This window comes from Hyalangium sp. (assembly GCF_045802625.1).
Lineage (GTDB): Bacteria > Myxococcota > Myxococcia > Myxococcales > Myxococcaceae > Hyalangium.
The window spans coordinates 1-26,732 of sequence record NZ_JBJMQP010000176.1; the positions used below are offsets into that span (position 1 = coordinate 1).

23 protein-coding genes and 2 pseudogenes are annotated in these 26,732 nt (G+C 67.6%); 14 read left to right on the top strand and 11 right to left on the bottom strand.

The genetic code is table 11. The features are described from left to right. Window positions 1-151 precede the first annotated feature (151 nt). The 4 genes and pseudogenes from glgX to ACJ8AT_RS30560 form a co-directional block, all read left to right on the top strand. A complete protein-coding gene (glgX, locus tag ACJ8AT_RS30545) occupies window positions 152-2,302 on the top strand; it encodes a glycogen debranching protein GlgX (RefSeq protein ID WP_407741459.1) in 2,151 nt (716 codons plus the stop codon). 58 nt (window positions 2,303-2,360) lie between these two features. After that, a complete protein-coding gene (locus ACJ8AT_RS30550) occupies window positions 2,361-3,359 on the top strand; it encodes a TerC family protein (RefSeq protein ID WP_407741460.1) in 999 nt (332 codons plus the stop codon). A 534-nt stretch (window positions 3,360-3,893) separates the two neighbouring features. After that, window positions 3,894-4,979 carry a hypothetical protein gene (locus ACJ8AT_RS30555; RefSeq protein ID WP_407741461.1) on the top strand — a complete coding sequence of 362 codons (1,086 nt, stop codon included), beginning with the start codon at window positions 3,894-3,896 and terminating at the stop codon, window positions 4,977-4,979. Between the two features lie 110 nt (window positions 4,980-5,089). Next, window positions 5,090-5,344, top strand: a pseudogene (locus ACJ8AT_RS30560) (IS3 family transposase); the annotation flags it as partial. Window positions 5,345-5,489: 145 nt separating this feature from the next. On the opposite strand, the gene ACJ8AT_RS30565 reads toward ACJ8AT_RS30560, so the two are convergent. The 5 genes from ACJ8AT_RS30565 to ACJ8AT_RS30585 form a co-directional block, all read right to left on the bottom strand. After that, complete coding sequence (locus tag ACJ8AT_RS30565) at window positions 5,490-6,983, bottom strand: serine/threonine-protein kinase (protein WP_407741462.1); 1,494 nt, start codon at window positions 6,981-6,983, stop codon at window positions 5,490-5,492. Window positions 6,984-7,115: 132 nt separating this feature from the next. Further along, complete coding sequence (locus ACJ8AT_RS30570; RefSeq protein WP_407741463.1) at window positions 7,116-8,396, bottom strand: glycosyltransferase; 1,281 nt, start codon at window positions 8,394-8,396, stop codon at window positions 7,116-7,118. A gap of 45 nt (window positions 8,397-8,441) precedes the next feature. Then, on the bottom strand, window positions 8,442-8,786 hold the full coding sequence (locus ACJ8AT_RS30575) for a DUF6515 family protein (protein ID WP_407741464.1): 345 nt from the start codon (window positions 8,784-8,786) through the stop codon (window positions 8,442-8,444). Then, entirely contained in the window at window positions 8,783-9,571 is a 789-nt protein-coding gene (locus tag ACJ8AT_RS30580) for a DUF2092 domain-containing protein (protein WP_407741465.1), read from the bottom strand. Before ACJ8AT_RS30580 ends, ACJ8AT_RS30575 begins: the two co-directional genes overlap by 4 nt. A gap of 360 nt (window positions 9,572-9,931) precedes the next feature. Next, window positions 9,932-10,459 carry a hypothetical protein gene (locus tag ACJ8AT_RS30585; protein WP_407741466.1) on the bottom strand — a complete coding sequence of 176 codons (528 nt, stop codon included), beginning with the start codon at window positions 10,457-10,459 and terminating at the stop codon, window positions 9,932-9,934. 459 nt (window positions 10,460-10,918) lie between these two features. Here ACJ8AT_RS30585 and ACJ8AT_RS30590 point away from each other — a divergent pair, with 459 nt between their 5' ends. From ACJ8AT_RS30590 to ACJ8AT_RS30605, 4 genes are all read left to right on the top strand, one after another. After that, window positions 10,919-11,704, top strand: coding sequence for a hypothetical protein (locus tag ACJ8AT_RS30590; RefSeq protein WP_407741467.1), 786 nt, complete (start codon window positions 10,919-10,921; stop codon window positions 11,702-11,704). A 168-nt stretch (window positions 11,705-11,872) separates the two neighbouring features. Beyond that, entirely contained in the window at window positions 11,873-12,256 is a 384-nt protein-coding gene (gene apaG, locus ACJ8AT_RS30595; RefSeq protein ID WP_407741468.1) for a Co2+/Mg2+ efflux protein ApaG, read from the top strand. A 4-nt stretch (window positions 12,257-12,260) separates the two neighbouring features. Next, window positions 12,261-13,334 carry a ferrochelatase gene (gene hemH / locus ACJ8AT_RS30600; protein ID WP_407741469.1) on the top strand — a complete coding sequence of 358 codons (1,074 nt, stop codon included), beginning with the start codon at window positions 12,261-12,263 and terminating at the stop codon, window positions 13,332-13,334. A gap of 108 nt (window positions 13,335-13,442) precedes the next feature. Beyond that, a complete protein-coding gene (locus tag ACJ8AT_RS30605; protein WP_407741470.1) occupies window positions 13,443-13,736 on the top strand; it encodes a hypothetical protein in 294 nt (97 codons plus the stop codon). 79 nt (window positions 13,737-13,815) lie between these two features. On the opposite strand, the gene ACJ8AT_RS30610 is transcribed toward ACJ8AT_RS30605, so the two are convergent. The 3 genes from ACJ8AT_RS30610 to ACJ8AT_RS30620 all read right to left on the bottom strand — a co-directional run bounded on the left by ACJ8AT_RS30610 (window position 13,816) and on the right by ACJ8AT_RS30620 (window position 16,856). Further along, complete coding sequence (locus ACJ8AT_RS30610; RefSeq protein ID WP_407741481.1) at window positions 13,816-14,190, bottom strand: DHCW motif cupin fold protein; 375 nt, start codon at window positions 14,188-14,190, stop codon at window positions 13,816-13,818. Window positions 14,191-14,676: 486 nt separating this feature from the next. Next, complete coding sequence (locus ACJ8AT_RS30615) at window positions 14,677-15,396, bottom strand: immunity 52 family protein (RefSeq protein WP_407741471.1); 720 nt, start codon at window positions 15,394-15,396, stop codon at window positions 14,677-14,679. 14 nt (window positions 15,397-15,410) lie between these two features. Continuing rightward, window positions 15,411-16,856 carry a Tox-REase-5 domain-containing protein gene (locus ACJ8AT_RS30620; RefSeq protein WP_407741472.1) on the bottom strand — a complete coding sequence of 482 codons (1,446 nt, stop codon included), beginning with the start codon at window positions 16,854-16,856 and terminating at the stop codon, window positions 15,411-15,413. A gap of 997 nt (window positions 16,857-17,853) precedes the next feature. Here ACJ8AT_RS30620 and ACJ8AT_RS30625 point away from each other — a divergent pair. After that, window positions 17,854-18,489, top strand: coding sequence for a hypothetical protein (locus ACJ8AT_RS30625; RefSeq protein WP_407741473.1), 636 nt, complete (start codon window positions 17,854-17,856; stop codon window positions 18,487-18,489). Between the two features lie 86 nt (window positions 18,490-18,575). Here ACJ8AT_RS30625 and ACJ8AT_RS30630 read toward each other — a convergent pair whose 3' ends face one another. The 3 genes from ACJ8AT_RS30630 to ACJ8AT_RS30640 form a co-directional block, all read right to left on the bottom strand. Further along, the gene (locus tag ACJ8AT_RS30630) at window positions 18,576-18,707 is read right to left on the bottom strand and encodes a hypothetical protein (RefSeq protein ID WP_407741474.1); all 132 of its coding nucleotides are present in this window, start codon (window positions 18,705-18,707) and stop codon (window positions 18,576-18,578) included. Between the two features lie 319 nt (window positions 18,708-19,026). After that, window positions 19,027-19,959: a hypothetical protein gene (locus tag ACJ8AT_RS30635; RefSeq protein WP_407741475.1), complete on the bottom strand. Its 933-nt coding sequence runs from the start codon at window positions 19,957-19,959 to the stop codon at window positions 19,027-19,029. Between the two features lie 56 nt (window positions 19,960-20,015). After that, window positions 20,016-20,957, bottom strand: coding sequence for an L-threonylcarbamoyladenylate synthase (locus tag ACJ8AT_RS30640; RefSeq protein ID WP_407741476.1), 942 nt, complete (start codon window positions 20,955-20,957; stop codon window positions 20,016-20,018). A gap of 63 nt (window positions 20,958-21,020) precedes the next feature. Here ACJ8AT_RS30640 and ACJ8AT_RS30645 point away from each other — a divergent pair, with 63 nt between their 5' ends. From ACJ8AT_RS30645 to ACJ8AT_RS30665, 5 genes and pseudogenes are all read left to right on the top strand, one after another. After that, window positions 21,021-22,451: a TIGR01777 family oxidoreductase gene (locus ACJ8AT_RS30645; protein WP_407741477.1), complete on the top strand. Its 1,431-nt coding sequence runs from the start codon at window positions 21,021-21,023 to the stop codon at window positions 22,449-22,451. A gap of 59 nt (window positions 22,452-22,510) precedes the next feature. Next, window positions 22,511-23,452, top strand: a complete 942-nt coding sequence (locus ACJ8AT_RS30650) for an ABC transporter ATP-binding protein (RefSeq protein ID WP_407741478.1) — start codon at window positions 22,511-22,513, stop codon at window positions 23,450-23,452. Further along, a complete protein-coding gene (locus ACJ8AT_RS30655; protein ID WP_407741479.1) occupies window positions 23,449-24,171 on the top strand; it encodes an ABC transporter permease in 723 nt (240 codons plus the stop codon). Before ACJ8AT_RS30650 ends, ACJ8AT_RS30655 begins: the two co-directional genes overlap by 4 nt. Beyond that, the gene (locus ACJ8AT_RS30660) at window positions 24,168-26,024 is read left to right on the top strand and encodes a DUF4350 domain-containing protein (protein WP_407741480.1); all 1,857 of its coding nucleotides are present in this window, start codon (window positions 24,168-24,170) and stop codon (window positions 26,022-26,024) included. Before ACJ8AT_RS30655 ends, ACJ8AT_RS30660 begins: the two co-directional genes overlap by 4 nt. Next, window positions 26,021-26,732 (top strand): annotated as a pseudogene (locus ACJ8AT_RS30665) (hypothetical protein); the annotation flags it as partial. The gene ACJ8AT_RS30660 and the pseudogene ACJ8AT_RS30665, both read left to right, overlap by 4 nt.

Consider the following 26,732-nt stretch of genomic DNA (forward strand, 5'->3'; position numbering starts at 1 on the left):
CCCTTCCGGACGCCTATGCGGGCATGATGTTCCGGGACGTCTTCACCGGGCGCGAGGTGCGGACGGAGCGCGGGAAGACGGGTGGCGTGGTGCTGCCCCTCTCGCCGCTCCTCGCGAGCTTCCCGGTCGTCCTGCTGGAGAGGAGCACGGGATGAGGAGAGCGGAGGTGCTGCCAGGGAAGCCGTATCCCCTGGGCGCCACGTATGACGGTGCTGGGGTCAACTTCGCGGTCTTCGCCGAGCATGCCCGGAAGATGGAGGTCTGCCTCTTCGATCCGGGCGATCCCACCCGTGAGACCCACCGCATCTCCCTGCCGGAGACGACTTATCAGGTCTGGCACGGCTATGTCCCCGGCCTGAAGCCGGGCACCCTCTACGGCCTGCGCGCGCACGGCCCCTACGAACCCAAGCGGGGCCTGCGCTTCAATGCCCACAAGCTGCTGGTGGACCCCTACGCCCGCGCCCTCCACGGGAAGGTGGACTACTCGCGGTCCGTGTATGGCTACAAAGTCGGTGAGGAGAGCGACAAGGAGGCGGACCTCGTCCTCGACAAGCACGACAGCGCCGCCGGCGTGCCCAAGGCCGTGGTGCTGGCGGAGGACTTCGACTGGGAGGGAGACCGGCCGCCCGCCACGCCGTTGAACCGCTCGGTCCTGTACGAGCTGCACGTGAAGGGCTTCACCAAGCTCCACCCCGCCGTGCCCGAGCACCAGCGCGGCACCTACGCGGGGCTGGCGCACCCCTCCGTCATCGCCCACCTCCACAAGGTGGGCATCACCGCCGTGGAGCTGCTGCCCATCCACGCCTTCGTGGATGAGCACTTCCTGGTGAAGAAGGGCCTCACCAACTACTGGGGCTACAACACCCTGGGCTTCTTCGCTCCCGAGGCGCGCTACAGCGGCTCGGGCTCCCTGGGCGGCCAGGTCACCGAGTTCAAGCAGATGGTGAAGGCGCTCCACCGCGCCGGCATCGAGGTGATCCTGGACGTGGTCTACAACCACACCTGCGAGGGCAACCACCTGGGGCCCACGCTGGCCTTCAAGGGCCTGGACCACGGCGCCTACTACCGGCTCAACGAGAAGGATCCGCGCTTCTGCCTGGACTTCACCGGCTGCGGCAACTCGTGGAACGCCACCCACCCGTACGCGCTCAAGCTGGTGATGGACAGCCTGCGCTACTGGGTCCAGGTGATGCACGTGGATGGCTTCCGCTTCGATCTCGCCACCACGTTGGGCCGGGACAGGCACGGCTACGACACGCGCGCGGCCTTCTTCCAGATGATCCACCAGGATCCGGTGCTCCGCCAGGTGAAGCTCATCGCCGAGCCCTGGGACGTGGGGGACTTCGGCTACCAGGTGGGCAACTTCCCCGTGCTCTGGAGCGAGTGGAACGGCAAGTACCGCGACACCATCCGCCGCTACTGGAAGGGAGATGACCGGCAGGCGGCGGAGATCGGCTACCGGATGACGGGCTCGTCGGATCTCTACGCGCTGTCCGGCCGCATGCCCACCGCGAGCGTGAACTTCGTCACCGCGCACGACGGCTTCACGCTGCATGATCTGGTCACCTACAGCGAGAAGCACAACGAGGCGAACCTGGAGAACAACCGGGACGGCGCCAACGACAACCACTCGTGGAACTGCGGCGTGGAGGGCGAGACGGCGGATCCGGTGGTGAACGCCCTGCGCGAGCAGCAGAAGCGCAACTTCCTCGCCTCGCTCTTCCTGGCCCAGGGCGTGCCCATGCTCGTGGCGGGTGACGAGATGGGGCGCACGCAGAAGGGCAACAACAACGCCTACTGCCAGGACAACGAGCTGTCCTGGGTGAACTGGGAGCTGAACTCCCGCCAGCAGGCGCTGCTGGAGTTCACCGCCCGCATGAGCCGGCTGCGGCGCGAGCAACCCGTGCTGCACAAGCGCCGCTTCTTCCGCGGCTCGCACATCTGGGACAGCGAGCTGAAGGACCTGGCGTGGTTCCGGCCGGATGGGAAGGAGATGCGCAAGGAGGATTGGGAGAAGCCCTATGTGCGCGCGCTGGGCTTCCTGCTCGGCGGGGATGCTCTCGCCACCCTGGACGAGCACGGCCAGCGGCTGGTGGGAGACACCCTGCTGGTGCTGATGAACGCCCACCACGAGCCGATGACGTTCGCGCTGCCCGCCATCGAGTGGGGCGCGGACTGGGAGCTGGTGGTGGACACGTCCACGGGCGAGGACTGCTCTCGCGCTCACACGCCCGCGGGCGGGAAGGTGCAGGTGTTGGGGCGCTCGGTGGTGGTGCTGCGCCGGCCCGCCACGGACTTGTAGCGGGCAATCCACGCAAGGCGTAGGGTGCTCAGCACTCCGCTTCCATCCGGGAAGGTCTGTGAACTCGCAAGTCGCGCTCTGGGTCGGCTTCCACGTCTTCGTGCTGGCGATGCTCGCCATCGACCTGGGGATGTTCCACCGTCACCCCCACGCGGTGAGCTCCAAGGAGGCGGGCCTCTGGACGGGGGTGTGGGTCACCCTCAGCCTGATCTTCTGCGCGGGCATCTGGGCCTTCATCGGCCACGAGCCGGCCATCCAATGGATCACCGCCTACGTCGTCGAGTACGCGCTCTCGGTCGACAACCTGTTCGTCTTCCTGGTGGTGTTCAGCTACTTCCGGGTGTCGCTCGAGCACCAGCACCGGGTGCTCTTCTGGGGCGTGCTCGGGGCCTTCGTCATGCGCGCCACGCTCATCATCACCGGCACGGTGCTGGTGAGCCGCTTCCACTGGCTCATCTACCTGTTCGGCGCCTTCCTGCTCTTCACCGGCGTGAAGATGCTGTTCTCCAAGGAGGAGGAAGAGGCGGCCGATCCCGAGCAGCGCGTGGTGGTGAAGTTCGCCCGGCGCGTGCTGCCCGTGTCACGCCAGGGGCAGGGCAGCCACTTCTTCGTGCACGAGGATGGCCGGCTCAAGGTGACGCCGCTGTTCATCGTCCTGCTGGTGGTGGAAGTGACGGATCTGCTCTTCGCGGTGGACTCCATCCCCGCGGTGCTCGGCATCACCCAGGAGGCGTTCATCGCGTATACATCCAACGTGTGCGCCATTCTGGGGCTGCGCTCGCTGTTCTTCCTGGTGTCCAAGCTGATGGACAAGTTCCACTTCCTCCAGGTGGGCCTGTCCCTCATCCTCAGCTTCGTCGGGGTGAAGATGCTGCTGACGTGGTTCGACATCCACCTGCACGAGGGGCTGTCTCTGGGAGTGATTGCCCTCATCCTGGCAGCCAGCATCGGCGCCTCGCTCATCTGGCCCCCGGCGCCGGAGCCGGGCGCGGAGGGGGAGGGGGAGGGGGAGAAGGCGCCGGAGCAGAAGCAGGATCCGGATCGCGTGAAGGGGTAGGGCTACGCTACCCCGCCGCGCGGCGGTCCGCTCTGCGCGAAGGCGGCGGAAATCGGACCCACAACAAGGCGGAAGCAAAACCCCAAGCAGGTCGCGCTGTTACCGGCTAACGCCTTGATCTCATGTCGGTTTGTTCTCCCGCCTCATCCCGTGTCGTCCCGTCTGGTTCCGTCTGATTCCGCGCTGGAGGGTCACACTGGGGGCACATGCGGACCAGATCCGTGAAGCCGCCTGCAATCAGGCACAAAGGGCAGCAGCGGTGAGACGCTCAGCAGCCAGCCGAAGCTGGAAAAGGCAAGCCCATCGCCTGAGGCAGCGGCGCGGGCATAAGCCGACGGGCGATGAAACGGCGCTGGTCACTGCCCCTGTCAAAGCTCCTGTCTCTCGCTGTATCTTCCCCATCGCATGGAACGAAAGAACCGACGCGACGGCACCCCCATACTATTGGCCGCTGGCCACAGAGCACCGCTCACTCCAGTAGAGCTTACCGCTAGAACTGATGGGTCCTTCCAGGAGTCGTTCCTCCAGGAACTCATGTTCGAGCACCCCGAGGTGCTGCCACTCGATGAAATCGAAGCAGCCTTCAAGGAACCCATCTCTGTCTGTCGCGAGATGCCAACCCTGAAGGGGCCCATCGACAACCTATTCATCACCGCAGATGGGCAGATCGTCATCGCTGAGGCCAAACTGTGGCGTAACCCGGAGGCACGGCGGAAGGTCGTCGCCCAGGCACTGGATTATGCGAGCTGCCTCTTCCGGATGAGCTACGCCGAATTCGAGTCCGCCGCGCTGCGCGGCAACTTCGGTGACCGGCAGAAGCCGCGAAGTCTCTGGGAACTGGTGCCGGACAGCGCGCGGCTGCCTGAGCGGGAATTCATTGACGCGGTCAGTCGGAACCTGAGGAGAGGGCGCATCGTCGTCCTGATCGTCGGCGACGGAATCCGTGAAGGTGCCGAACAGCTCGTCGAAGTGCTGCAATCCCATGCTGGCTTCCACTTCACGTTCGCACTCGTCGAACTTTCGGTGTTCTCGCTTCCTGGCAGCCAGGATCGCCTTGTCGTTCCACGGACGCTCCTGCGAACGCAGACGGTCGAGCGCGCAATCGTGCGCATTGAGGACGGCCACGTTTCCGTTGCTCCGGCGAGGCCCACGCCCGTTGCCTCAGAGGCGAACCGGTTCGTCGGTAACATCAGCGCAGAGGAGTTCTTCGACGCGATGCGTGCTCGGGCTCCAGGACTGCCGGACCAACTCCGAAGCTTTCTTGAGCAGCTCTCGCTGCTGGGGGTGTACGGGGAGTTCCGCCGTGCACTCAATCTCAAGTGGGACACCCCTGATGGCAGGACTGTCAACCTCGGCATCATCCAGCGCGATGGGCAGGTCTGGACGAGCGAAGCTGGCATGGCCAGCACGGAGGAATTCGGGCGCCGCTACAATGAGGCTCTTGCCTCCGTGTGGGGGGGAACGGTCGACCCCATGCCCTGGGGTGCCCATACGAAATGGCAGGTGCGGCTCGATGGCAAGGTCCCCCGCGTCGAGTTGATTGCGAGTCACCTGGATGCCTGGGCTGAGGTTCTTCGCCGCCATCTTCCACAACTTGCGACTCAAACGCAGGAGGTATAGCTGCGCAACGTGGAGCACTCGCGTGTCCAGGTTCGCCGGTGGCGCCCGGGGAGAACGCGAACGTCGGACAGGTGAAGATGAGTCCGAGGAGCGCTTGCACCTCCAGGCTCGCGCAAGGCAACTGCTGGGACAACGCCGTGGTGGAGAGCTTCTTCAGCAGCCTGAAGAGAGAGCTGGTCCACGAGGCCGACTTCGCCACGCGCGAGCAGGCCACAGCCGCTCTGTTCGAGTACATCGAGGTCTTCTACAACCGGAAGCGCCGTCACTCTTCTCTGGGCTACTTGAGCCCGGTGAAGTATGAGCGCTTCGTCCTACCCAGTGAGTTGGCAGCGAAACGTTTCGCTCTCTGGCCCTACCCCTCATGAGGACGAAACGTTCCGCTCTCTGCCCTGCCCTCATGAGGGCTAAACGTTTCGCTCTCTGCCCTGCTTCTCATGAGGGCGGAATGTTTCGCTCTCTCTGGTCCTGCCCCTCGTGAGGGCGAAACGTTTCGCTCTCTGGCTCTGCCCCTCATGGGTGCTCGGAGGGCTGGGACTGTCCACGTAATCCCCGAAGCGGGCCCTGGCTCGGCGTGGTCGCGGGGCTGGAGTTGGGCTGGCGTCCATGAGGCAGGACCGGCATGTAACACTTGTTCTTGAACATGCTGCCCATGTACTCGCGGGCCGCCTCGCAAGTTTCTCGGTCCGCAGGCATCTCCCACCAGCAGCCTCCGTTGAGAGCCACCTGCTTCTTGTGAGGGCAGCGTCCCTTGGAATCGGGCCGAACCTGCTCCGGAAGCGGCGCGGGCAGTGTGTCCTCCGCCATCCCTTTGGGCTCTTGAAGAGGTGGGGAGGCCGTCGAGGAGGTAGACACGGCTGCATGGCCGAGCCCCGCCGTCTCCGCGTCTGTGCGGCCCGCTGCTGCTGTCTCGGCTTGCGCCAGGGAGGGCGTGTCCACCGTCTGTCTGGCCTGCACCCACCAGACCCCCACGACCACGGCCAGGACTGCCGCCGCCAGGCCGAGCCAGGGCCGCCCGATTCGCACGCTCACGCGGGGCCCAGGAGCAGCAGCCGGATCCTCCGGTGGGCGCGTCGCGATGCGTGCCCGGATGAAGCTCGGCGCAGGGGTGGCCGCCAGGGGAGGTGCCGCCTCCTGCTCCAGGGCCTCGGCCAGCTGCGCCGCGGTGCCGCGCTCCTCCGGGCGCACCGAGAGCAGGCGCAGAATCCATGTCCGCAACCGCGGTGGGATGCGCCTATCCCGCAGCAGCGCGGCGGGAGGAGCCACGGAGTCCACGTGCCACAGCCCGTGCTCGTCCCTGCGAGGCGCTGCCAGCTTCGGGTACTCGCCGGTGACGAGCCGACACGCGGTGACGCCCAGGGCGAAGAGATCATCCGCGGCTTGGGCGCGGTACTGGAGCGAGCGGTCGCGGTTGAACTCCAGGCACCAGGACTCGGGAGAGCGGTAGGCGGGAGTGCCTGGGTGCATGGCGGACGGAGTGAGGGTGGAGGCGCCCAGGTAATGGCACGCCCCGAAGTCGGTGAGCAGGGCTCGCCCATCGGCGTAGCGCACCAGGATGTTGTCTCCTTTTATGTCTCGGTGGATGGCGCCGAGGGAGTGGAGCTCCTCGAGGGCGCGGGCCAACTGGGCCAGCATCCGCACCACCTGCGGGGAGCAGCGTGGGTACAATGCCTGCTCGTAGAGGGGCGCTCCATCCACCCAATCCATGGTGAGGAAGGGATGGTGCAAGCCGCCCGGTGGCTGCCACGTCCCGGAGTCCCATAGGCGCGGGATGCTGGGGTGGCGCAGGCGCGCGAGCAGCTCTGCCTCGCGAGCAAAGCGCGGATCTCCCGGGTGCAGGGCCAGCTTGAGGGCCACGGCAGGTGCGTGCTGCTGGCCCACGGGGACGGCGCGGTACACGGCGCCAAAGGAGCCCCGGCCGGCCCAGGCCACCACGCGCCAGTGTCCTACCACGGTGCCAGCCGGGAGCAGACCCGGGTGCAAATCGGGGACGGATGCGCGCTCCATGGTGGGGCCTCGTGAAGTGCAGGGAGACGCTTCTCTCCGAGCCTCACCCGAGCCTACTCCCCGACCCACTCTCCGCACGATGGGTGGTGTGCACCGCTCACAGGCACACCCAGCCTTCTGATGCGCCTTCCGTCAATGCGCCACGGGCCTCTCCGGCTCGGCCCGCTCGGCCCCCGCCGCCACGCCTACAACCCCGGGCCGCAAGTAGTAGTGGGTCTCGAACCCGTCCAACAAGTCCAGGTACTGCTCGAGGTACCGGGTCATCAAGAAGCGCTGGCGCACCTTCTCGCGCGCCGCTTCGCCCATGCGGCGCCGCAGGTCTTCGTCGGAGAGCAGGAGCACGATGCGATCCGCGGTCTCCTCCACCGAGGAGACCAGAAAGCCATTCACCCCGTCATCAATCTGGTGGCGAATGCCGCCCACGTTGCCGCCGATGACGGGCGTCCGCTTCCACATGGCCTCGCTGACGGTCAGGCCGAAACCTTCCCGCAGGGACTTCTGCAGCACGACAGCGGCGCGGCGCTGGAGCGCGTTCACGAACGACGTGTCCTCGCCGCTCAAGATGAGGATCCGCTCCTCCTTCGCGCCCAGGAGCGATTCGTAGACCTCCGGCCCCTCGGGGTCATCGGTGGCCACGTTGCCAACGAGCACGAGCGTGCAGTCCCGCTTCCGCCGAGCGAGCTGAAAGGCGCGGATGACGCCTTGGGGGTCCTTCCAGCGATCGAACCGCGAAACCTGAACCACCAGCGGGAGGTCCAGCGGAACGCCATAGTGGCGAAGGCGCCGCTCCACCTCCCCTTCCGGCAGCTCGCGGTTGAGGATGCTGAAGGGATCAATGGCCGGCTGGAAGATGAGCTGCGGCACACGCAAGGGCTGGAGGTACTCCTCCGCGCTGGCAATCAGCGCGTCGTATTGCTCGATGTAGCCAGCGAGGTACTCCCAGATCTCCCGGCTGGGCTGCGCCGTGTCGATGTGACAGCGCCAGATCCACGGTCCGCGCTTTCGCGAGAACTGCACCAGCGGGAGCGGCTGCGGATCGTGCACGACGACGTAGTCATGGTCGAAGCGGTTTCGGACCGCGTTCTGGAACGCCACATCCTCATAGATCTCTTTCTTGATGTCGGTGAGGCGGATGGGAGCGCCTTGAAGCGCGTTGTGCATCTTCTTCGTGATGCTGAAGAAGTCCGGTGGGCCCTGGATGATCCGCCACTCGGCGTCGAGCCCCAACGTGCGCATCAGCAGCGTCAGCGAGGAGAGGATCTCCGCCACGCCGCCACCATAATAGGTCGAGTTCACGTGGGCGACGCTGCGTCCGGCAAGCTGCCGCCCCTTGGCCATGATCCGCTCAACTGCCTGCTGGCCGATGAAGGGCTCGTAGTCCTCCACGGTGATGATCGCATGTCGGCTTTGCATACGCTCCTCCCTCAACCCCATTTCACCCGTCTGCACCGTGAAGCCTCACATCGCCGTCTGGACGTACACCAGGTTGGGGCCATCGTAGGTCGGCCGGTAATAGGTGGACCCGCATCTCTGATACACGGTGCCCGCGGAGACGACCTCGGCGCATCCAGCGGGCAGCGTGGCCACCACCGCGGCCGTCCCTACCACGGCGGCGGTTCCCACCACGGCTGCCGTGGTGGCCGCACCCGCATAGGCCGCACCCGTATAGGCCACTCGACGCGTGGTGCGGCGGGCCACTCCCGCATAGCTCACGGGCGTCATGGGCCTGCCAACCACGGCCAGGGCCTCGCTCGCCACGAGCACGAGCGCAAGTGAGAGGGCAGAGAGGTGAGTGCGGTTCATTTCTTGTCTCCTTGCGTCCCCGGGGAGGCCTGCTCCCCGAGGAAACTGATGCGCTTGGCGTCGCTGGGCGGCGTGAAACGGAACACCGTGTCGTCGAACCTGGGCGAGAAGTTCCAATGCGAGAACTCGACCTGGAACTCGGGCGAGCCCTGGACCTTCTTCGAGGTGATCACGAACTTGCACGGCACGGGCCTGGGTCCGTCTTCGATCCAGATCTGCCAGTCGGTCTCGTTTCCGCGAAACGCCAGGTGGTGGCAGGCAACTCCGCGGACGGCGTCCGCTCCCAGGTCGCTCCCCGAGACGACGTCCTCCATCAGGACATCATAGGGGTTGCTGTAGAGCAGGTCCGCCGCGGGCGCCTCGATGCCCAGCCGCTCTCTCGCCGCGTCGATCGCCTCGTCGATGGTGGCCGGGGCGGCAGAGGTCGCGTAGTAGTGTTTGTTCTTCCCGTACAAGGTGAAGCTGTGTCCGTCGTAGTAGAACTCCGCGTCCGCCTTCTCTCCGCGCCGGTCGCTCCTGAGCTTGTCGGGGCGCTTGAGGCGAACATCGCTCGAGTGCTCGAACTCCACTTTCTCTCCCGTCTTGAGCACGGCCTCTGTCGAGCCATCCGCCTGGACGCTGAACTGCGGCTGGCTGGCGAGGAAGTCGCTCATCCTCTTGAGGAGCGCGCCGGCCTTGGGATCGACGCCATGCTGCTGGGCGCCTTCCGCCTGCGAGGCGGCAGCCCAGGCGCTTCCTCCCGCGAACGCGGCGAGCACCGCGATCGACCCGACCCACCGCCGCACGAGCGTGGCGGTTCCAAGATGCTGCCCCCCTAGCACTGGTTTCCCCATCTTCGCCTCCGGCCGCACCTCACGGGGCCCGAATGGCGGGGCCATGGATTCGCGGGCTGCTCAGAATCTGATGAGCAACACCTGGAGAATCAACCGCAGCCACCCTCCCCGCACTTCGACCGGAAGAGATACCCCCACAGCAGTCGGCTGCCCTGGTGGACAGGCCATTCCATGCTCCGGCGGACGGGGAACGGAGCGCCCGCTGCGTGCCGGCGCTCCTCCCTCCCTTTCATCGCCGGCGGCGCATGAGAGAAGCGCCTGGCCGCCCTCGTGCCCTGTAATGCGGCTCCGAGCCGCGGTTCGCCCTCGCCGCTAGGGCGCGCAGTACCCGTTCATGCAGCGCTCGCCCGAGGCGCAGTCGTAGTTCGAGGTGCACGCCGCGCTGGAGCCCGAGCCCGGCTGGCAATAGCCAATCTGACACGTGAAGCCGGAGGGGCACTCCGCGCCCGTGATGCAGTGCTCGCGGCACTGGCCATTCACGCAGTCGTGCTGAGCGGGGCATTGGGTGTTGGTGACGCACTGGTTGGACGGTGCCGGGCGGCACAGCCCCGACTGGCACGTCTTCCCAGCCGAGCACTGCGAGTCCGCGCTGCACCCGTGGTAGCAGACGGCGTTGACACAGTAGTTGCCATAGCCGCAGTCGCCGTTCTGGCGGCAGTCCGAGCCCGTATCCGGCCCCGGAGGAGGCGGCGGCCTGCTTCCGCCCGAGCCCGGCCACCACCCGCCTCCCTGCTGGGGAGGAGACGCCGGGTCGCAGTAGCTGTCATTGCTGCACGAGCCGCCGCTGCTGCAATCCCTGTCGCGAGCGCAGGACTGGCAGCACACGCCGTCGATGCACATCTGCGCGCCGGGGCATTGAACGTTGGAAGTACAACGCTGTGCTTCCCGGGCGGCATCTCGACACGTGCCGTGGCGGCAGTACTGGTCGGCGTGACAGTCAGCGGAGTCGTGGCAGGAAGGGTACTCGTCCTCGCACCAGGATCCGTCTTCATAGCCACTGATGACGCACCCGGAAGACAGCGCGAGTGCGAAAAGAGATACCAGCCAGGACAGGCGGGAGGGGGGCTTCGGCATGGAGAGCTCCGAACGAAGGGGGTGCTGGCAAACCGTTCTTGGTTTGGTGCCCTGGGTCTCCAGAGCCGTCGAAGTTGATCAAAATTCTTTTCGGAAGAACTCTGGGAGCCTCCGCCGAGCCCAGTGCACCCCGCGCTGTCTCCACGCCAACAGGGGGTCATCCCGACGGGACCCATTACAGCACCGTGCGCTCGCCTTATCTATCTGTGCGCAAAGGAGCCGACCATGAAACGATTCAAAGCAGTCTTGACGCTGATGGCGGTGGTATTCACCGGGTGCTACAGCACTTACGATCCCTACTACTACGACTACGCCTATTACGACCCATACTATTATGGCTATGACTCGTATTACGCCTACTCCTGGGTCGATCCCTACGGCACCTACTACTACTCTGATCCGACCACGCAGGCGATCGATCTAAACGCGGCCGCAGCCTCGATCGCTGGCCGGGCCAACACCTATTTCACCCCTGCCGGGTGTGCGGTGGCGACGTCCTCGGGCCCCATGGTGAATTACACCTTCACCAACTGCGATGGCGCCTTCGGGCTGATGTCGGTCTCCGGGACCGCGCAGCTGACACTCTCGGAGAGCAACGGCCAGCTGGGCTTCACTGCCAACTCGACGGACCTGAACGCGGGCGGACACCCCTATATCCTCGACCTGAACGGGACCGCCACACGCGCGGGCACCCAGCGGCAGGTGGCGATGACGTCGCACAGCCGCGCTTCGGATCAGGTCGACTCCCGAGACGCGCAGATGACCGTGACCTGGGAGGAGGGGAGTGGGTGCGTGACCATGAATGGCCAGGGCGGTAGCACCCGCGGCGGCATGACCACCAACTCGACCATCACTGACTACCGTCGCTGCGCGAACCAGTGCCCCACCGCGGGCAAGGTGTCGGTGGAAGGCCCGAGCGGCGTCTTCACCACGGAGTTCAATGGCTCCTCGACCGTCGAGGTGAAAGCCCCTAACGGGCACACGAAGAACTACGATCTCAAGTGCCAGTGACCGGAACCCCGGCTCAGCGCGGCTCCTGACGGCAGGCCCGGAGACCTCTTCGGGCCCAAGGAGCCGCGCTCACCGCTTGGAGGGGAGTGGGGTCCACCACGGCCGCGAAGTCCCCAGCCCCTGTGTTTTGCTTGCAACGCGGGCAGAACCCGGCCAATTGTGGGGGGCATGTCCACGACGACCACGGAGGGCATCCGCATCACCGTGAAGCCGGCCTACTGGCCGGAGCGCAGCGCCCCGGACTCGGGGCATTACGCCTTCATGTACACGGTGGAGATCGCCAACGTGGGCACCCAGCCCGCACAGCTGCGCGCCCGCCATTGGGTCATCACCGACGCCCACGGGAAGGTGGAAGAGGTGAAGGGCGAGGGCGTGGTGGGCAAGCAGCCGCGGCTCGGCCCGGGCGAGCGCTTCGAGTACACGAGCTGGGCCATGCTGCGCACGCCCTTTGGCTCCATGCGCGGCAGCTACCAGATGGTCCGCTCCAACGGGCAGGAGTTCGAGGCGCGGATTGGCGAGTTCGCCCTCACCCTGCCCAACGCCCTGCACTGAGCCCATGCCGACACCGAAGAAAGGGTTGTTGCTGGTCAACCTGGGCACGCCGGACGCGCCGCGGTCAGGCCCGGTGCGCCGCTACCTGCGCGAGTTCCTCAGCGATCCGCGCGTGCTGGACATCCACCCCGTGGGGCGCTGGCTGCTGCTCAACCTGTTCATCCTCCCCACGCGGCCGGCCAAGAGCGCCGAGGCCTACCGCAAGGTCTGGATGAAGGAGGGCTCGCCGCTGCTCGTCTACAGCCGGCAACTGGAGGCCGCCGTGGCCCAGCGCTTCCAGGGCGAGTACGAGGTGGAGCTGGCCATGCGCTACGGCAACCCGTCCCTGCCGGACGCGGTGAAGGCGCTCCGCTCGCGCGGGGTGAAGGAGTTCATCGTCCTGCCGCTCTATCCGCAGGAGGCCACCTCCTCCACCAGCTCCACGCTGGCGCGGGCCTACGAGGTGCTCACGGACGCGTGGGATGTGTCTCCGGTGCGCGTGGTGCCGGCGTTCCATGATCACCCGGGCTTCCTGGACGCGTTTGCCCAGGTGGCCCGGCCCGTCATCGCCGAGGCTCGCGCGGACCACGTCCTCTTCAGCTACCACGGGCTGCCCGAGCGCCACATGCGCAAGAGCGATCCGTCCGGCCAGCACTGCCTGGCCTCGGCCGGGTGCTGTGAGGTGCTCACGGACGTCAACCGCCACTGCTACCGCGCGCAGTGCTTCGCCACCACGCGCGGGCTGGCCGAGCGCCTGGGGCTCTCCAAGGAGGGCTACACCGTCTCCTTCCAGTCGCGCCTGGGGCGCACCCCGTGGATCAAGCCGTACACGGATCTGGTGCTGCCGGAGCTGGCCAAGAAGGGCGTGAAGCGGCTGGCGGTGATGTGCCCGGCCTTCGTCGCCGACTGCCTGGAGACGCTCGAGGAAGTGGGGCTGCGCGCCAACGAGCAGTTCCTCGAGTGCGGGGGCGAGTCGCTGACGCTCGTCCCCTCGCTGAACGCCCACCCTGCGTGGGTGGAGGCGGTGGTCCGCCTCGTGCGAGAGGCAGACGCGCCAGCCGCACAGGCAGAAACCCGCCCCCTTCAGCCGCTCCATTAGGCTGGATCGACAGGCCACCCAGCAGGGGCCCAGAAGGAGAGCACTCCGCTTGCCGCGAGACCGGCGATGGTGCTGGGAGAGTCTCTGTCAGCCTCCGAGGCCCATTCCATGGAGTGTCCGTTCTGCCAGCAGGGGGAGTGCATCAACCCGGCGCATGCGGTGGCCGCCCCTCCAGACAGGGACGCGGGAGGGCGGCCGTTCGCCCCCCTGGATGGCAATGCCTTGCAGAAATGGCAGAGCCTCCTGGACCGCATTCGACTGCGGCGGCTCAAGTTCCCAGCGGGGCTGCACCGCATCGAGGTGACGACCGGCACCCAGGATGTGACGACCGCCACCCGGAAGATGTTCGTGTTCGAGCACGCCCGGCAGTGGCGGGGATACAGCCAGGACCAGTACGGGTGAGGGGAAGCTTGGGGGGCTTCTTGGCGTGAGGGCTGCCCCAGGCCGCGGAGTGTTGAGGCTTCCGCCGGCACAGGCTCAATTAGTCCACGATGAAAAGCCTGGCCCCTGTCTCTGTCGACGAGCGGTGTGCCCCGTCGTCATCGGAGACCTGGTAGCTCATCATCGGCCCGAGCTCGAAACGTCGGCCGTCCTGCAACTCCGTGAGCAGCGTTCCCTCGAGCACGAGCAGGATATGTCCGCGGCTGCACCAGTGGTCCGCCACGTACCCAGGTGTGTACTCAACGAGCCGGACCCGGATGTCTCCCGCCTGGAGCGTCCGCCAGAGCGCCTTCCCTGAGGCCCCCGGGTGCTCCATGGGCTGGATGGCGCTCCAGTCCGTTGTGCAGAAGGGAATGTTCGAGATTTTCAGAAGTGGCTCCTTCCAGCGGGGGGGACGTGCGCCCCAGCCTTCCAGGAGAGAGGCCGGGCCTTCACTCTACAGATGTTGACAACCTCGTGCCGCGCGCCGCCCTGGGCGAGAGACGCCAGAGGGGCACGCTGGGGACACATGAAGAAAACGACGACAAAGAAAAACCCAGCAACCCGTTGAGGTTGCTGGGCTTCTCGGGATGGAGGCGGCGGGAATCGAACCCACGCCGGGCGGTGCAAAACCTCTAGCAGAATCGCGCCCTTACCTCGTAACCGCCCGGAATGCTTTGGAGTCGTTATCCCGCCGCGTCCCGTCTTGTCCCGTCCTGTTGCAGCCCGTTCCGCACGTTCCTGCGACATACGTGCAACATGGCGGAGGCCGAACCCTCACGCCCACGGGGGCACATGCGGCCCCTCCGTCCCGCGGCTTTCGGCAACGACCTGAAGGCGTGCACCTCGGACCCTTGCGCGGGCCCTTACGCCAGCCCGCCCGAGCCCATATCGTGCGATGGAGCAACCTACGGCCATGCAGTCAACCTGCCGGCCAGGGCTGCAACGGCCGCAGCATGCCGGCCCGGTCCAGCAACTCGTGGACGCGAGCGGCCAGCGCGACGTGCTCCGGGTTAGAAGCGGTAAACCGCTCGTGGGTGAGGGTGATGAGGGTGCCCTTGTCCTCCACCAGCTCGATGCGCACAGGGGCAGGCAGTGGGGGCACCTTGCCTCGCAGCCGCGAGAAGTACATGACCCAACCTACGAAGGTGCCCGGCTTCGCTTTCTCCGTCACGCTGTCCCGGTGCGCCTCGGATGTGGCCACTCCCCACTCAGGGTCCCAGGCCAGGGCCATGGCGCGCAGCACCTCGGCCATAACGGGCGCGGTCAGTACCCGGTCCGCGATGGGACCTTCAGCGTAGGGTTGGACCACGCAGGTAGCTGGAAGCCGGAGGGAGGATGAACCGCACGTCCCTCTGACGGAGGATGTTTCCTCAAGGTTGTCACCCGTCCACAACCAGAACGTGAATCCATCACCGATTTTGTTTTCCTTCTCTCCGAAAAGCTTCGTGAAGGTTGCCGCATCTGGAGTGAACTGGAGTTTGCGCGCCTCATCGAAGGAGTCCGCAGTCTCGTACCAGCGGGTCCACGCCGGGTCGCAGCGCCCCAGGAGGTGGAAGAAACGCTCCGCGCGTCGTGCGCAAGCCTGGGCGGTTTCAGGCCGGGCGAGCCAGTAGGAACCAGCGTAATACGTTTCGATCATCGGACGGCTATCCCTCATGGGGTCGGGGGGGTTGGGGGAATATGAACGACCTCGATATCTCCGAGACCGTTAGCCCTGAACAGCTTCCTGAGTGCACCCGCGAGTTTCTCCTCAGCGACGATCCACCGGATGGGCGTTCCATTGGCGACTTCGAACTGGCGTTGCGCCTGTTGAAGTAGCTTGGGGCCACCCTCGAAGCTCCCGCGAAAGTTCAGCTGCTTATCGATCCACTGCGCGTAGCCGGTGGCCTTGACCTCGAGCAGTACGCCCTTGTCGAACCCATCGAAGTCCACCTCCTCGTCACCCACCTTGACGCGGTAAGCGTAGCCCTTGGGCGCCCCCGTCCTCTGGGCTTGATAGGTCCGGGCGCTCTCGGACATATGCTCGTTCACCTGGACCCATTCACCCGGCCCACCGGGGCTGGGCGGCGCAGCCTGCGCGCCAGCCTTGCCGCCTGAGCTGTCGCGCGCCTCCATGGCGACTGCGCTGGGGGCTAGCGCGATGGTGACGCCATCGGCATTGATGGCGACAGACTCCACCTGAGCCAGCGCTGGGGCTGTGAAGTAGATGCCCAGCTGCGTCTCGGCCACCACCGCAGCCTGCCCGGCTCCCGGCAACTTCGGCAGCGTCGCCGCCATCCCCGTCGTCGTGTTGCCCAGGGCCACCATCGCCAGCATGACGAAGGCTCGCGCCGCCTTCTCCCCCATCGTGTCCCCGAACTTCTCTCCGGCCACAGAGATGGCATCAAAGGTGGTGGCTTGATCCACTTCCTTCATCAGCACCAGCCACCCATCAATGAGGCGCCACACCATGTCCCAGCCCAGGTAGGCCATGGCCCCCGCCGTCAGCAGCGCGGCGATGCCCTTGCTCACCGGCTCGGGCAGTGCGAGCAAGATCGCGTACAGGGTTAGGCCGCCCACTACTGTCGCCACCACCGCCTGGGGGTTCACCATCCGGGCGAGTTCCTCCTTCATGGCCCCCAGCACCTTGCTGTGAGCAATCGCCATGGCCAGCGCGTACTTGGCATCCCCATCCAGGAAGGGCTTGTCCACCAGCAGGCGCAGGCAATCTCCGCCTCCCCACCCCTGCTCGCACCACAGCAGGTAGCGGCGCTTCAGCTCGTCGTCCTCGGGCAACAGGCGCAGGTTCTTGGTGCTCCCCGGCTCCGAGGCCATGAGGCGCTGGCTCCTGCCCTCGTACCGGTACCAGCCGCTTCTCTCGGGCAGTCCGAATACCTGCCGGGCGTGCTCCAGGGGCCGATCCACTGGAGGCACAGAGGGGGCATGTTGCGCGACAGCCTTCTTGAACTGCTGGTCGCTCATCGCCACCGGCTCGACGTCGCGGCGCGGAGTGTGGACGAGGGGCTCGCCCTGGCCTGTCTCCAAGCGGACGACGATCTTCATTGGAGCGGTGCACCCTGAGAGGAACGCGAACAGCAGCACAACCGCCCAGCGCAGCATGTGGAGCCTCCTGGCCATGGCCCCCGCGCGCCGGGAGCACGACCCGAGATTACAGGGGAGCCATGACATACCCATCAATCACGGGGGATTGTGGACACCTGGAGCGGAGGGAACGTCACCCCATCAGATGGCACCTGCAGCGCAGCCCCTCTCCGTGCCCCCGGAGTGCGTGCAGATCGCCTCCAAGGCTTCACGGCCTCTGGCCTCTCACGGCATGGCGCCTCGCCTCCTGGAGACAGGCGCAAGGCGTCCCACCTTCAGCAGTCGGGAGAGTTTCAACCGTGAAGGGGCAAGGCGAGGAACAGGACAATCTCCTGTGGGCCATCTACGAAGAGCCGCGGGGGCTGCCCGAGTCCGGGAACGAGATCCATACCTGGATTAGCACCAAGGCGCCCGCTCAAGCGGCGCGGGCGCGCGCTGTGACCATGGAGGCCACCCAAGCCATGCTGGGCTACGGGCGAACGCGCATCTGGCCCCGGCGAACTCCACCTCGCCGGGCGTCAGCGCGTGCGTCCACAGCTCGCGTACCACTGTCTCCCCGTGCGCTCTGTCCTCGGTGCGGGACCGAGGCGCACACTTCTTGTCGGCGATGCTCTCGAGTGCATGGCCATACAGGGAGGTCCCTGGGTGATCACCTGGCGAAGGGCCGTTGCCCGTGCACGCAGTTCCGGGCCGCTCAGCTCTCCCATTGCGGCAGGCCGGGGCGCACCTCCGATCCTGCCCTATCCCACCCGCGGTTTCGCCGCGAATCGTCGCCCCCCCGGGACTGCACGGCATTTCAGGGGGTGACAACACGGGCACGGCAGTCATCTATCCAGCGCATCAAGAACTACAGATTGCATAGCAATACCAGCAACTTACAAGGCGGCACGACAGGATTAAGTGGATTCGTCGTGCCGCTCCCGTTGACACCTTCGGGATCGCGGTTACGGTGAGTTCGTCTCCGCCCGCCCCCTGAGCATGGAGCCAGGCTTCGCGGGCGAAGACACACATGCCTATGAACGCTGTGACTTCAATCGACTCCAAGACCACGCCGACCATCGAGAACGCGAAGAAGTGGATGCTCACGATGGCCGAGCGCGGCGAGTACGCAAAGAACACCGCACGCTTCCGGGTAGGCGCAATCGACGCACTGACCTCGGTGCTGGGCGAAGAGGAGCCGCGCGACCCAAAGTCGGTGCTCGAAAAGCTTTCGGACCTCGCGGCACGCTGGTCGCGTGTGAACAACGGCAAGTCGCAGACGGCCGCGGAGTATGAATCCAGAGCGCGGAGCCTGTTGCGCGACTACCTCGCGTTCCTCGACGACCCTACGAAGTTCAAGCCGAGCAACCGCCCCACCACGCCGAGGCCTGTCCGCTCCAAGAAGGAAAAGGCGCCGACAGATGCCGATCATCAAGCTGAGGAGGCCGCACCCGCGGCGCAGCGCACGCCAGCGCCGGAGGGACTGCGCACGTTCACCGTTAAGCCCAGCGGGGCGGTGTTCGAGTACAGGATGCCGCCCGAGGGGCTGACGATAGCTGAGGTCATCAAGGTCGCGTTCCACCTTGTCACCATGGCCAACGACTTCGACCCTGCGGGAGGCCAGGTGCCGAACTTCTCGATCGTCCCGAGGAACGGCGGCCCACAGCAGTAGCTGATGATGTTCGTTACTCCGAGTTCGTGCGGCCATCCAACAGACATGCCGGAGACGTTATGTCCCGGCTCGGTCCGTCGCAGCGTTCACGCCGCGTCGAGCCGGCGCTTCAACGCCTCGTATAGGTGCTGCTCCTCGGCATTCGCGCCATGCGGCATCTGCCGGTAGCGCACGAAGTAACCAAGGTTCGAGTAGTACTGCTCGCTTGGCGCGCCCATCGGGAACGCATCACCGAAGCGAAGCGCGCCCTCTCACGACTGGAGGGACTTCAGGCCACTCTCGAACTCCCGCCATGCGCGGTACCTGTCGCACTCTCGATCGCCCCGTGAACGCCGCGCCACCGACTTACCTCCGCGGGAGCGACGGCCTGCCCGTCCACACCCACCTGAGCCCGGACACGCGCAGAGAGGAGGACGGGGTTCTCGACCGCCCCTCTGTTCCGGCGTGCGACATACGTGCAACACGGATGGAGGAAGCCGCTAACCATCCGTAACCACGGACCAAAAAAGTGGAGGCGGCGGGAATCGAACCCGCTGGCTACTTCTTCGGCTCGGGCTGCAGCAACTGCGCGGGAGCCGAGTCCAGCGCGGTGAGCTTCAGCTTGAGCGTGCCCGGTGGCACCAACGTCGCGGCCTGATCCGGCGACGGCGGGGTGTAGCCCTCCGTCTTCGAGGAGAGCGTGCCCTCCCAGGAGCGCCACCGGCCCGCCTTCACCAGGAACTCGCCGCGCCCGGTGAATGTCACCTCCGCGGTGACGGGGCGCTCGGCCGCGCTCTTCGGCGCCTCCTTCGGCTCTTCCTTGCCCTTGCCCTTGCCCTTGGGCGCCTTGATCGGGGCCTTCTCCGTGTGCTCGTCGGCGGCCGCGGCCGGCGGCAGGATGCCGCTGACACGCTCGAGCATGTCGTACTCGATGGTGGCGATCCGCTCGTCTCCCTCGGAGACCAGCGCCGAGAGCTTCACGGTGTTGTGCCGCTCCGCCTTCTTCTCGGCGAAGTCCCGGCCCAGGCGGGCGGTGTCCACCAGCTCGAGCCCCAGCGACCAGGTGTCTCCCTGGCGCACGGCGTCCTTGGGCAGCTCCATCACCAGCGTGGCCAGGTTGCGGTCCACGTTGTTGAGCCCATCGAGCATGAAGCCTCGCTCGCTGAAGGTGCCCTGATCCGTGGGGGCCTTGGCGCCCTCGGGGGCCAGGCGGAGCATCCGCTCTCCCGTCTTGGGGCGCTGGAGCACGTAGACGGTGGCCGCGCTCGGAGTGCCCTCCAGCTTGAGGGCCACGGGAGCGCCCTCGGCCAGCTTCCAGCGCAGCGTCACCTTGTTGGGATCCGCCGGAGGTGGAGGCTTGGGCGCCGCGGGCTTGGGAGGCTCCTTGTAGTCGGCGGGGCGGGGAATGGGCTCGAGTTGGCCGGGCGGCTTGTCATTGCACGCGGCCAGGGCACCCAGGGCGAGGAGGAGGCAGAGGAGACTTCGCTTCACGGCGATACGCTCCTTACGAGCAGGCAAGGGCGGGATATCGGAGAGCGCGCGGCGCATCAAGCCTCAGGAGTCCGAGGCGCCGCCGCGCGCGCCAGCCGGTCCCGTACCGCCAGTCCCAGCCCCTGGGCCGGCGGCAGGCACGCCACCAGCACGTCCAGCCCCGCCATGTCCGCCTCCCGCAGGCGCAAATAGAGGAGGCGGGCGGCGCCGGCCGCATCCTCGGGGATGTCGAAGCGCACGAAGTCCCGAGGCAGGGCCAGCCGGGCCGGACCGAGCACCCCCACCTGAAGTCCTTGGAGACGCAACGATTCGGCGCGGGCGATGGCCTCGGAGGGCTCGACGAGCACCACGCCCACCCGAGGGGCGTAGTGGGAGGCCAGCGAGCCGGAGACGCGCACGGTGGACGAGGCGCGGACGGGGACGGGGCGCCCGAGCACGCGCTCCAGCTCCTCGGCGGCCAGGCCTCCCGGGCGGAGGATGGCGGGGGCGCCGGAGCTGAGATCCACGATGGTGGACTCGACGCCCACCGTGCAGGGGCCTCCGTCGAGGATGAGATCCACATCGTCACCGAGATCCAAGCGCACATGCTCGGCGGTGGTGGGGCTGACCCGGCCGAAGCGGTTGGCGCTGGGCGCGGCCAGTCCTCCTCCCAGGGTGCGCAGCACGTCCAGGGCCACCGGGTGCGAGGGGACCCGCAGGGCGACGGTGTCCTGGCCTCCGGTGACGGCATCCGTGGCGCGGGGCGTGCGCGGCAGCACCAGGGTGAGCGGGCCCGGCCAGAAGGCCTCGGCCAGGCGCCGGGCCTCCGGGGGGATGTGGCGGGCCCAGTCGGGCAGGGCCTCGACGCCGGCCAGGTGGATGATGAGCGGGTGGGTGGCGGGGCGGCCCTTGATGGCGAAGACGCGGCGCACGGCCAGCTCGTCCTCGGCATTGGCGGCCAGCCCGTACACGGTCTCCGTGGGCAGGGCGACGACCCCGCCCCGCTGGAGGATTTCCACTGCGCGATTCAGAAGCTCCGGAGTAAGCATGCGCGGCCTTCACTGTCGCGGCCTGGAGGGGTCATGGGCAAGTCGTTGATGTTCGACGCACGCAGCCGGATGCCAGTGCCCGCCTCGGAGCTGTTCGCCTGGCACACACGGGAGGGAGCCCTCGAACGGCTGATGCCCCCCTGGGAGTCCGCGGAGCTGGTGGAGCGCAGCGGCGAGGGCCTCCGCGAGGGCACCCGGGTGGTGATGCGGATGCGGGTGGGGCCGCTGTGGCAGACCTGGGTGGCCCGGCACACGAAGTATATCCAGGACTCGCTCTTCCAGGACGAGCAGGTGTCCGGCCCCTTCGCGCAGTGGGTGCACACCCACCGGTTCTGGCCCGAGCCGCCGTCCTCCTCGGTGCTGGAGGATGAGGTGATCTACGCGCCGCCGCTGGGAGTGGCGGGCCGGGCCTTCGGCGGTGGAATGATCCGGCGCCGGCTGGAGCGGATGTTCGCGTACCGGCACGCGGTGACGCGCGAGGATCTGCGGCGGCACGCGGCCTACGCGGGGCAGGGGCCGCTCACGGTGGCGGTGACGGGCGCCACGGGGTTGATGGGCAGCGCGCTGGTGCCCTTCCTCACCACGGGGGGACACCGGGTGCGGCGGCTGGTGCGAGGGCGCGTGGACGCGGCGCGCGGGGACGTGGCCTGGAACCCGGACAAGGGAGAGCTCGACACGGCGGCGCTGGAGGGCGTGGACGCGGTGGTGCACCTGGCGGGGGCAACCGTGGCCCAGCGCTGGACGCCCGAGGTCAAGCAGCTCATCCTCCGCAGCCGCACCGAGGGCACGCGAGTGCTGTGCGAGGCGCTTGCCCGGCTCCAGAAGAAGCCCCAGGTGCTGGTGTGCGCGGGGGCCATCGGCTTCTACGGGGACCGGGGAGACGAGGTGGTGACGGAGGTGAGCCCCCCGGGCGAGGGCTTCCTGGCCACCGTCTGCCGCGAGTGGGAGGCGGCCTCGGCGCCCGCGGAGGAGGCGGGCATCCGGGTGGTGCACCTGCGCATCGGCGTGGTGCAGGACGCCAGGGGCGGGGCGCTGGCGAAGCTGATGACGCCCACCCTCCTGGGCGGCGGGGGGCCGATAGGGGGTGGCCGGCAGTGGATGAGCTGGGTCTCACTGGAGGACGTGCTGGGGCTCACCCAGTTCGCCCTCTTTCACTCGGAGTTGAAGGGGCCGGTGAACGTGGTGGCTCCCGACGCGGTGCGCCAGGGGGAGGTCGCCCGGACGTTGGGGCGGGTGCTCTCCCGGCCGGCGGTGTTACCCCTGCCAGCGGCGGCGGTGCGCGCCCTCTTTGGAGAGATGGGGCAGGAGACCTTGCTGTCCAGCGCCCACGTCCGCCCCGAGGTGGCCGAGCGCCTGGGCTACTCCTTCATCCACCCCCGGCTGGAGGACGCCCTGCGCTTCACGCTCGGGCATACGACGGCGGGAACCGAGTTCATGCACGCGCCGTCTCCTGTCGGTTCTTGACAAATCACCCCGCTGTTTGAATTAAGACGCGCGTTTTCGCACGGTACAGAGGGACCCGGATGATCCAAGTCGAAGGGCTCACCAAGTACTACGGCGAGCATGTTGCCGTAAGAGATCTCGCCTTCACCATCAACAAGGGCGAGGTCATCGGCTTTCTCGGCCTCAACGGCGCGGGCAAGTCGACGACGTTGAAGATCCTGGGGTGTGTGCTGTTGCCCACCTCCGGACGCGTCGTCATCGATGGGTACGACGCGGTGCGCGATCCGCACGAGGTGCGCAAGCGCATCGGCTTCCTGCCCGACACGCCGCCGCTCTATGACGAGATGACGGTGGGGGAGTACCTCGCCTTCGTCGCTCAGCTGCGCGGGGTGGCGCCCCACGAGGCGCGCTCCCGTGTCATCGAGGCCGAGGAGAAGACGGCCCTGCGCGAGGTGGACGGGGCGCTCATCTCCACGCTCAGCCATGGCTACCGGCAGCGTGTGGGGGTGGCGCAGGCGCTGGTGCACCGGCCCGCGTTCCTCATCCTGGACGAGCCCACCAGCGGCCTGGATCCGGCGCAGATCCGCGGCATGCGCGAGCTGATCCGCGGCCTCAAGGGCGCGCACACGGTGCTGGTCTCCAGCCACATCCTCCCGGAGATCAGCGAGACGTGCGATCGGCTGCTCATCGTCCACAACGGCCAGCTCGTGGAGCAGGGCACAGAGGAGGAGCTGGCGCGCAAGCTGGGCGCCGGCTCCATCGAGGTGGAGGTGCGCGGAGACAAAGCCAGGGCCGTGGAGGCGCTGTCGAGCCTGGGCCCGGTGAGGGTGGCGTCCGAGGACGGCGGGGTGGTGTGCTTGAATGTGGAGGCCTCGCCGGAGCTGAGGCCTCGCGTGGCGCAGGCGGTGGTGGGCGCCGGGCTGGAGCTGCTGCGGCTGGATCGCGGCACCCAGCGGTTGGAGTCCATCTTCCTGAGGCTGACGCAAACCGGAGGGGCCAAGGCCCCGGAGGTGGCATCGTGAAGGCGTTGCTGATCGCACGCCGCGAGCTGGCGGGGTACCTGCGCACGCTCAGCGGCTACATCATCATCGCGGCGATCCTCGCGTTGAACGGGCTGTTCTTCAACGCGTTCGCGCTGGGCAAGACGGCCGAGCGCTCCGCGGTGGTGCTGTCCAACTTCTTCTACTACTCGAGCGGCTTCACCATCGTCGCCTCGGTGTTCATCTCCATGCGCCTGCTGGCCGAGGAGCGCCAGGCGGGCACGCTGCCGCTCTTGTACTCCTCGCCGCTGAGAGACAGGGACATCGTCCTGGGCAAGTATCTGGCGGGGCTGGTGTTCCTGGCGGTGTACCTGGTGTGCACGCTCTACATGCCGGTGCTGGTGATGGTGCACGGGAAGGTGTCCGGGGGGCACATCTTCGCGGGCTACCTGGGGCTGCTGCTGCTGGGCAGCGCGTCGCTGGCGGTGGGCACGTTCGGCTCGGCGCTGGCGCGCAACCAGGTGATGGCGGCCATCCTCACCGCCGTCATGCTGGTGGCGCTCATCCTGTGCTGGCTGCTGGCGCGCATCGCCGAGCAGCCGCTGTCGGACGTGTTCAGCGCCATGTCGCTGTGGAACCAGCACTTCCCGCCCTTCCAGGCGGGCCTGGTGCACGTGCGAGACGTGGCCTACTACCTCGTGCTCACCTACGCGGCGCTCTTCGGAGCCACCCGGGTGCTCGAGGCGCGGAGGTGGCGATGAACTCCCGTGCGAGCAGTCTTCCCCTGAGCATCTCCTTCGCCGCGGTGGTGGTGGTGGGCCTCATCGCCGAGCGCATCGCCGGCGCGGGCGCCGCGCTCACCGCCACCGTGGCGCTGCGCACCGTGCTGCTGCTGGGCCTCATTGTCTGGGGCGGCCTGAGGATGGCCCAGGCCAGCGGCGAGCGCCGCGTGCTGTGGCGCTGGGTGCTCGTCTGCTACGCGGTGGGCTTCGTGGGCCTGCTGCTGTTCACCGCCCAGTCGGAGCTGGGGGCGCGGCTCTGGGGCGTGCCCATGTCCCAGTCCTCGCCGAAGCTGGCGGTGACGTTCCAGGCGCTCTTCCCGGCGCTGCTCGTGCTGTCCCTGGTGCCGCTGGCGCTGCTGGAGGCCTCGGCCGCCGCCATGGCGCGGGCACCGGTGATGGAGACGGCCCGGGCGCGCGGGGCGCTGTTCTCCGGCCTGGGCACCGCCTGCGTGCTCATCTTCAGCTTCTCGGCCATGTACGTGGCCTCGCAGCGGGACGTGTCGTGGGATCTGTCCTACTTCCGCACCGCGAAGCCGGGCGAGTCCACGCGGAAGATCGTCCGCGGCCTCACGGATCCGCTGCAGGTGACGCTGTTCTTCCCGCCGGCCAACGAGGTGGGCGAGGCAGTGGCGCAGTACTTCCGCGAGCTGGGCCAGGAGTCTCCCCAGCTCCAGGTGGAGCGGCTGGATCAGGCCGTGGAGCCCACGCGGGCGCGCTCGCTGGGCATCACCACCAACGGGGTGGTGGTCCTCTCGCGCGGCGAGCAGAAGGAGGTGTACACGGCGGGCCTGGACATCGACCGGGCGCGCGGGCAGCTCCAGCGGTTGGATCAGGAGATCCAGAAGCGGCTGCTCACGGTGGCCCGGCCGCGCCGCGTGGTCTACCTCACCCAGGGCCATGGCGAGCGGAGCGATGATCGCGCCGCTCCGGGGACGACGCCTCGCCCGGGCATCGCCCAGCTCAAGGAGTTCCTGCGCGGGCAGAACGTGGAGGTGCAGACCACGAGCGCCGCGGAGGGCCTGGGCTCGGAGGTGCCGCGTGACGCGGCGGCGGTGCTCATCCTCGGCCCCACCAAGGACTTCCTCCCGGAGGAGATCACCGCCCTGCGCGACTACTTCGACAAGGGCGGGCGGCTGTGGATTGCCCTGGATCCGGAAGGCCCCAGCTACGACTCGTTGCTGGAGATGCTCGGGCTGAAGTACCTGAACACCCCGCTGGCCAATGATCAGGTGTACTTCCGGACCACGCGCCAGCAGAGCGATCGCACCAACCTGGGCACGGCGAACTTCTCCTCGCACCCGGCGGTCTCCACGCTGTCGTCCCTGGGCTCGCAGGCGCCGGTGGCCTTCTTGGGCACCGGAGCCATCGAGCCGCGCAACCCGCCGCCCAAGGGCGTGATCACCGACGTGACGGTGCGCGCGCACGAGGCGACGTTCCCGGACAAGAACCACAACTTCACCGCGGATCCGGGCGAGGAGCGCAACTCCTGGGGCCTGGTGGTGACGGCGGAGAAGAAGGGCGAGGGCAAGGTGGCGCAGGGGCGGGCGGTGGTGATGGGAGACTCGGACGCGCTGGCGGATGGCGTGCTGCCCAACCTGGGCAATGCCTACCTGGCGCTGGACACGCTGCGGTGGCTTACCGGCGAGGAGGCCATCTCCGGCACGGTGTCCAATGAGGAGGATGTGCCCATCCAGCACACGCGCGAGCAGGACGTCGTCTGGTTCTGGGCGACGGTGCTGCTGGCGCCGGCGGTGGTGCTCGGGGCGGGCTTCTTCGTGACGCGACGGCGAGGCCGGCGGGCGCCGGCGGTGCCGGAAGGAGGTGCGCGATGAACGCGCGAGGGGTGGCGCTGCAGGGCGCGCTGGCGGCCCTGGGCCTGCTGGCGGCCTTGTTTACCTGGCAGCGCGAGCCGGAGGGCCAGCCCGGCGAAGTCACCGTGCTGGACATCTCCAAGCGAGCGCTCCAGCGGGTGCGCTTCGATGATGCCAACCGCCTGGTCGAGCTGTTCCGCGACAAGGACGGCGAGCTCTGGGTGCGGCTCGGAGACAAGCCGAAGCCGCCTCCGCCCGCCAAGCCCGCGGCCGAGGCCGACGGTGGGGTGATGGATGGAGGCGTGGCCGGTGGGGCCACGGATGCGGGTGCGCCGCTGGTGGCCAAGGAGGCCGGCGAGGCCGGGACTGCTCCGCCCGCTGCGGCTCCCCAGACAGTGGTGCACGAGCTGCGCGCCAACCTGAGTGCGCAGAACCTGTTCGAACGCCTCGCGCCGCTGAAGGGCAGCCGCGCGCTGGGGGAGCTGGACGCGAAGAAGCTCGAGGAGCTGGGGCTGGTGAACAGCCAGCGCAAGCTGACGTTCACGGTGGACGGCCGGGAGCAGACGCTCGTGCTGGCGACGCCGCAGGGAGCGACGTGGGGCATCCCCTACGCGCTGCGCGAGGACGGCAAGGTGTTCCTGCTGACCTCGGCCGTCCTGCCGGACCTCGAGGGCGGCATGAACCGCCTGGTGGACCGCCGGCCCCATACTTTCGATGAGGGGGACTTCG